Raw genomic sequence first — 6,505 nt, forward strand, 5'->3', positions numbered from 1 at the left:
GCATATAAGAATGATTTTCATATACCACTATAGTCTATAAATAAAGCAATCCGCAGTTCAAATCAGTGGCTAAAGTGCTTAACACGCTGTGAGCCAAGCTTAGGTATGCGAAAGGCGCATATCTACATGCAAATTAATCGTTTGAATGAATCACTTTTCACACATAGCATCAAATAAAACAACGAAAACCTGAAAAAGCAGAGGATGCGATGAATCAAATGGTCAATGTAAAAAAGGCAAAAGTACAATTTAACTGGCAAGACCCGTTTCTTTTGGAACAGCAATTAACTGAAGAAGAACGCATGATTCGCGATACTGCGCATGCATACTGTCAAGAGCATTTACAGCCACGTGTACTGGAACAATTCCGCCATGAAAAAACCGATGCATCTATTTTCCGAGAAATGGGCGAACTTGGCTTACTTGGCCCAACGATTCCAGAGCAATACGGCGGCGCAGGTCTAAACTATGTTAGTTATGGTCTCGTTGCGCGTGAAATTGAATATGTTGATTCTGGCTACCGTTCAATGGCCAGCGTGCAAAGTTCTTTGGTGATGGTGCCGATTAATGAATTTGGCTCTGAAGAGCAAAAACAGAAATACCTACCAAAACTGGCAACAGGCGAATACATTGGCTGTTTTGGTTTAACTGAACCAGATCATGGCTCTGACCCAGGTAGCATGATTACTCGTGCAAAAAAAGTCGAAGGTGGCTATCGTCTCACGGGTGCAAAAATGTGGATTACCAACAGCCCAATTGCCGACGTGTTTGTTGTTTGGGCGAAAGAAGTATCGCCTGAAGGTAATGTTGGTGACATTCGTGGTTTTATTTTAGAAAAAGGCTGGGAAGGTCTATCTGCTCCTGCAATTCACGGTAAAGTTGGCTTACGTGCATCGATTACCGGTGAAATTGTGATGGACAATGTCTTTGTCCCTGAAGAGAATGCTTTTCCAGAAGTACGTGGTTTAAAAGGTCCATTTACCTGTCTAAATAGTGCTCGTTATGGTATCGCTTGGGGCGCAATGGGCGCAGCTGAGTTCTGTTGGCATACAGCACACCAATACACCATGGACCGTAAACAGTTTGGCCGACCATTGGCAGCGAATCAGCTGATTCAAAAAAAACTTGCAGATATGCAAACTGAGATTGCCTTGGGGCTACAAGCTGCGCTTCGATTTGGACGTATGAAAGATGAAGGCATTGCTGCTGTAGAAGGCACATCATTAATTAAACGTAACAACTGTGGCAAGGCTCTAGATATTGCCCGCGTAGCGCGAGACATGATGGGCGGAAATGGCATTTCTGATGAGTTTGGTGTTGCCCGCCATTTGGTTAACCTCGAAGTCGTCAACACTTATGAAGGAACGCATGATGTACATGCGCTGATCCTTGGTCGTGCGCAAACTGGCATCGCGGCTTTTGGTAACTAATTGAATTCAATATCGATAAGGTGCTCTATATAGAGTGCCTTAGAGACTTTTCATGCAAAAATAAACTTAATCAATAAAGGATTCATCGTGAAACACTCTTGTAACTCTGTGCAATAGCCTGAGCAGTGATGAAATAAAAAGAATAAAAAAGGCAAATGTGCAGACATAGGAATGCCGATGACTCATTTGGGAAAATGAGGAACAAGGAAATGAATAACGAAATGCAAAACGGAGCAGGAACGCTCAAATTGCCTTCTAACGTGGGCACGATGCATCGTATTACCAGCAACACTTGGAAAATGGCTTTTATTTTTGCCTTTATTTCATTGGTGATTGATGGTGTAGACATCATGTTGCTGTCATTCAGCCTGACCAGTTTAAAGGCTGAATTTGGTTTAAGTACATTTCAAGCCGGAATGCTCGGCAGTTCTTCTTTAGCAGGGATGGCGCTGGGTGGTATTTCGGGTGGATGGGCGTGCGATAAATTTGGCCGTGTGAAAACTATTGCTTGGTCGGTCGTATTTTTCTCAATCATGACCTGTATTTTAGGCTTTACCCAAAGCTATGAACAATTTTTAATTTTACGTTTTATTGGCGCATTTGGTCTGGGCTCACTTTATATGGCGTGTAATACGCTGATGGCAGAATATGTACCAACCAAATACCGCACAACAGTACTTGGGACTTTGCAGACGGGTCAAACTGTGGGGTATATCGTTGCAACGCTGATGGCGGGTGCCATTATTCCAGATCACGGCTGGCGCATGCTATTTTATGTCACGATTATTCCTGCTGCTTTTGCCCTGATCTTTATGCGTTTTGTTCCTGAACCAAAATCTTGGCAGGAAGCAAAAATTGAGCAGCTAAAACGCCGTGAATTAAAACTTGAACCTGTACAGCAGCAAGCTGCAGTCAATCAAAATGCATCTTCTGAAAGTATTTATAAACGTATTTTTGGACACACTAATCATCGCAAAATGTTCTTCTTTTGGATGTCGACCGCTGCATTTCTACAATTCGGTTATTACGGTGTTAACAACTGGATGCCAACGTATCTAGAAACTGAACTCAGCATGAACTTTAAAGCCATGACAGGCTACATGGTAGGTGCATATACCGCCATGATTATGGGTAAAATTTTAGCCGGCTATGCCGCTGACAAGTTCGGACGTCGTATTACCTTTGTGTTTGGTACGGTAGCTACGGCAGCATTTTTACCGATCATCATTTTCTATAACACACCAACCAACATTGCCTATTTACTCGTAACTTTCGGTTTCTTATACGGTATTCCATACGGTGTAAATGCAACTTATATGGCAGAAAGTTTCTCTACGGATGTGCGCGGTACAGCCATTGGCGGTGCTTACAATATGGGGCGCTTAGGCGCAGCCATTGCACCAGCAACCATTGGTATGATTGCCGCAGGCGGATCGTTCACTATGGCCTTTATTGTGATGGGTGCTGCTTACTTTATTGCAGGTGTTATTCCAGGCTTGTTCATTCGTGAACGTCAATATGACCCGCAGCAAGCATCACTTTCTTCAGATGCGGAAAAAGAAAAACTGGCCAGTTTAGATATACATGTAGCTGATGCAGAGCAAAAAGCGTCTGCAAAAACTGCAACAGTAAAATAATTAAAAAGATCTGTGCCATAGCTCAATACTATGGCACATCTGGAGTGAACTATGGGTGCATTAAAAGGAATTCGTGTATTGGACTTAAGCCGTGTTTTAGCAGGTCCTTGGTGCGGTCAAATATTGGCTGATTTAGGTGCAGAGGTAATCAAAATTGAGCGTCCTAAAGTCGGGGATGATACCCGTATGTGGGGACCACCTTGGATGCCAAATCAGCAAGGTCAAGCGACGAAAGAATCAGGCTATTACCAATGTGCGAACCGTAATAAATATTCTGTAGCCATTGATATTGCCAGTGAAGAAGGGCAAACCCTAGTCCGTGAAATTGCCCAAACTGCAGATGTCGTGATTGAAAACTACAAAGCAGGTTCACTTGCCAAATATGGTTTGGATTATGCATCGCTCAGTGCGCTAAATCCAAATATCGTATATTGCTCAATTACAGGTTTTGGTCAGGATGGGCCACGCGCGGAAGAACCGGGCTATGACTTTATTATTCAAGGTATGTCAGGTTTGATGAGTATTACTGGTGAATCTGATGATGTAATCGGTGGCGGAGCACAAAAGGTGGGGGTCGCTGTGGTCGATATTCAGACCGGACTGTACTCAACGATTGCCATTCAGGCGGCATTGTTGGCGCGGCAGCATACAGGCCGTGGTCAATATATTGATATGTCCTTACTAGACGTACAGGTGGCGGCTCTGGCCAATCAAGGCATGAACTATTTGACCTCAGGTAAAGCACCCCAGCGTATGGGAAATAATCACCCGAATATTGTGCCGTATCAAACTTTTAAAGCCAAAGATAAGGAATTTATTATTGCCTGTGGTAACGACAAGCAATTTAAAGACTTGTGTATTGCGATTGGCTATACAGAACTGTTAGATCAGCCGAACTATTTACGTAATCAAGATCGGGTAAAACACCGTGATGAATTGATTCCATTATTGAGTGCCTTTTTTCTGACTCAAGATGCTCAAGTTTGGGTCGATGCGATTCATGCGGTAAAAGTGCCAGTCGGTGTAATCAACTCTGTAGACGACGCATTAAATGAACCACAAATTCAACACCGTAACATGGTAGTGAATATTCCACATGCTTTAAATCATGATTTTAAAGTGATTGGTTCACCGATGAAGTTATCTGATACACCTGTGGAATACCGTCATGCACCACCACAGTTAGGACAGCACACGACAGAAATTTTGTCCCAATATAGAACTGAAGCTGAATTAAATGAATTGGCTGCACAAGGTATTATTGATCAACTCAGTCATCCTGCAGCTTAAAATTTCCTAATTAAATTTTGGAATAGACCTCGTGCATAAATCATTTTTTGAACTTTTAAAATTCATGTTTTAAATTCCCTCTCCTTTCAGGAGAGGGTTAGGGAGAGGTTGTTTTATGCTCAATCTTACAGAGCATGCTCCTCATCCCAAACGGAGATGGGGCTTTTATTGACAATTTAAGTACCGATTAATGATTATTTTTTGCTTTTTGAAAAAGCACTAATATTTGGGCATTAAAAGTATCGTCAAAATTAAAAGTTTAGACCGAAGGACTCCAATACTTCGGTCTTTTTGATCATGCCGCAAGTAAGGCTTTTGCTGCTACACGGTGTTTGGCCTGAAGTTCATCGACATCAACATTGACCAAGCTTTGATTTTTGACGACCCAATCACCTTTGACCATGACATGTTCAGCACGGTCTGCACCACAGAGTAGCAAAGCAGCGATCGGATCATGTGAGCCTGAAAAACGAATGTCATCTAAACGGTAAAATGCAAAATCAGCTTGGAAGCCTTCAGCGATATGCCCCAAGTGTTGCTCACGCCCCAACAGCTGTGCTGAGCCATGTGTTGCCCAGCTCAATGCAAGCTCAGGTGTGATCTTTTCTGCACCATATTTTAAGCGCTGTAAGTACATGGCTTGACGCGCTTCAAGTAGTAAGTTTGATGCATCACCCGACGCTGAGCCATCTACGCCTAAACCAATTTTGCTTCCTGCTTGGGTTAAATCGAGTGTTGGACAAATGCCAGAGGCAAGGCGCATATTGGAATGTGGGCAATGGCAAATTCCTACTTTGGCTTGTCCTAAACGTCGAATTTCATCTGCATTAAAATGAATGCCATGCGCTAACCAAGTACGCTCATTCAGCCATCCTACACTTTCCAAATAATCAACGGTGCGCATGCCAAACATCTGTAGACAGAAATTTTCTTCATCTATGGTTTCTGCCAAATGCGTGTGTAGACGCACATCGAGTGCTGCTGCAAGTTTGGCACTTTCACGCATAATGTCTTGCGTCACTGAAAAAGGCGAGCAAGGTGCAAGGGCAATATTCACCATGGCGTCTTCCTGCCGTTGATGATATTTCGATACTAAACGTTCAGAGTCTTTTAAAATGATATCCATGTCCTGAACGGTATGCTGTGGCGGGAGACCACCGGCATCTTCACCTAAACTCATCGAACCACGAGTAAGCATCACTCGTATACCTAAGTCTTGTGCTGCATTAACTTGTACATCGATGGCACGGTTCAGTTGATTTGGAAATAAATAATGATGATCCGCAGCGAAGGTACATCCCGACAGTAATAATTCAGCTAAAGCCACTTGAGTTGCTAAGTGTAATTGTTCTGGGTTTAATTTTGCCCAAATTGGGTACAAAGTTTTTAGCCATGGAAATAATGGTGCATTGACCACGGGTGCCCACGCACGTGTCAGGGTTTGGTAAAAATGATGATGGCTATTGATCAGACCTGGGAGCATAACCAAATCTTTTGCATTAAATATTTCGTCATAAGCCTGACTGGGCAGCCCATTTAGCCCAACTAGCTCAATAATTTTTCCTTGAGAAATCAGTACACCACCACGAGCGTCCTGATTATTGGCAGTAAATACCGCAAGCGGATTTTTTATCCAAACTATAGTCATAACAAGATCTTGGTCAAAGGAAGCAACTGGTTTTGAGCAATTTCCATACCACTGAAATTTTAAAAATAGGAACTTAAAGCTGATTTCCAGCAATATTTAGGCTGCATACCTATAAATTCATCATAAAAAACATGTATTTATTTAAGAATGGTTTTTCCTGTTCTAATTTTTAGAAAGAATCTTTAAAAACTTAGCAATAGACCAAACAGTTAAAGCAACTTATTTATTGCATGGCGAACATCGATAAGTGATGAGGATCTTTGCATTATAAGTAATTATTTATTTAAAAAAATAATGCTACTTATAATCAAAAATATTTTTTTTAAATGTGGTTGGGTTTAATTTTATCCAAAATAACATTTTTAAAATATATTAGATTTCTTTCATAAGTCATTTTTCACTCAGCTCCAAGTTATAAATTCCAGCAATTAGATTGAATCTTAATGCTAGTCTTTTGCCTCGATTGCGATATCGCTCAGCAAGAATTTTGAAGGTTTTCA

At 41.7% G+C, this 6,505-nt stretch carries 4 protein-coding genes and 1 pseudogene; 3 read left to right on the forward strand and 2 right to left on the reverse strand.

Annotated features, from left to right (window positions below):
- Positions 1 to 209 precede the first annotated feature (209 nt).
- From FTU12_RS15070 to FTU12_RS15080, 3 genes are all read left to right on the forward strand, one after another.
- Positions 210 to 1,430, forward strand: coding sequence for an acyl-CoA dehydrogenase (locus FTU12_RS15070; protein ID WP_180114858.1), 1,221 nt, complete (start codon positions 210 to 212; stop codon positions 1,428 to 1,430).
- 209 nt (positions 1,431 to 1,639) lie between these two features.
- The gene (locus tag FTU12_RS15075; RefSeq protein ID WP_180065409.1) at positions 1,640 to 3,067 is read left to right on the forward strand and encodes an MFS transporter; all 1,428 of its coding nucleotides are present in this window, start codon (positions 1,640 to 1,642) and stop codon (positions 3,065 to 3,067) included.
- Positions 3,068 to 3,118: 51 nt separating this feature from the next.
- On the forward strand, positions 3,119 to 4,357 hold the full coding sequence (locus FTU12_RS15080; RefSeq protein ID WP_180114860.1) for a CaiB/BaiF CoA-transferase family protein: 1,239 nt from the start codon (positions 3,119 to 3,121) through the stop codon (positions 4,355 to 4,357).
- A 295-nt stretch (positions 4,358 to 4,652) separates the two neighbouring features.
- On the opposite strand, the gene FTU12_RS15085 is transcribed toward FTU12_RS15080, so the two are convergent.
- Both FTU12_RS15085 and FTU12_RS15090 read right to left on the reverse strand, forming a co-directional pair.
- Complete coding sequence (locus FTU12_RS15085) at positions 4,653 to 6,005, reverse strand: 8-oxoguanine deaminase (RefSeq protein ID WP_180114862.1); 1,353 nt, start codon at positions 6,003 to 6,005, stop codon at positions 4,653 to 4,655.
- 390 nt (positions 6,006 to 6,395) lie between these two features.
- Positions 6,396 to 6,505: pseudogene (locus tag FTU12_RS15090) on the reverse strand (IS5/IS1182 family transposase); the annotation flags it as partial.

Origin of the sequence: Acinetobacter sp. YH12063, from assembly GCF_013419715.1 — a bacterium.
GTDB classification, from domain to species: Bacteria; Pseudomonadota; Gammaproteobacteria; order Pseudomonadales; family Moraxellaceae; genus Acinetobacter; species Acinetobacter amyesii.

Coding starts and splice junctions, on each gene's coding strand:
- FTU12_RS15070 (WP_180114858.1), top strand. CDS start 210: ATGAATCAAATGGTCAATGTAAAAAAGGCAAAAGTACAATTTAACTGG.
- FTU12_RS15080 (WP_180114860.1), top strand. CDS start 3,119: ATGGGTGCATTAAAAGGAATTCGTGTATTGGACTTAAGCCGTGTTTTA.
- FTU12_RS15075 (WP_180065409.1), top strand. CDS start 1,640: ATGAATAACGAAATGCAAAACGGAGCAGGAACGCTCAAATTGCCTTCT.
- FTU12_RS15085 (WP_180114862.1), bottom strand. CDS start 6,005: ATGACTATAGTTTGGATAAAAAATCCGCTTGCGGTATTTACTGCCAAT.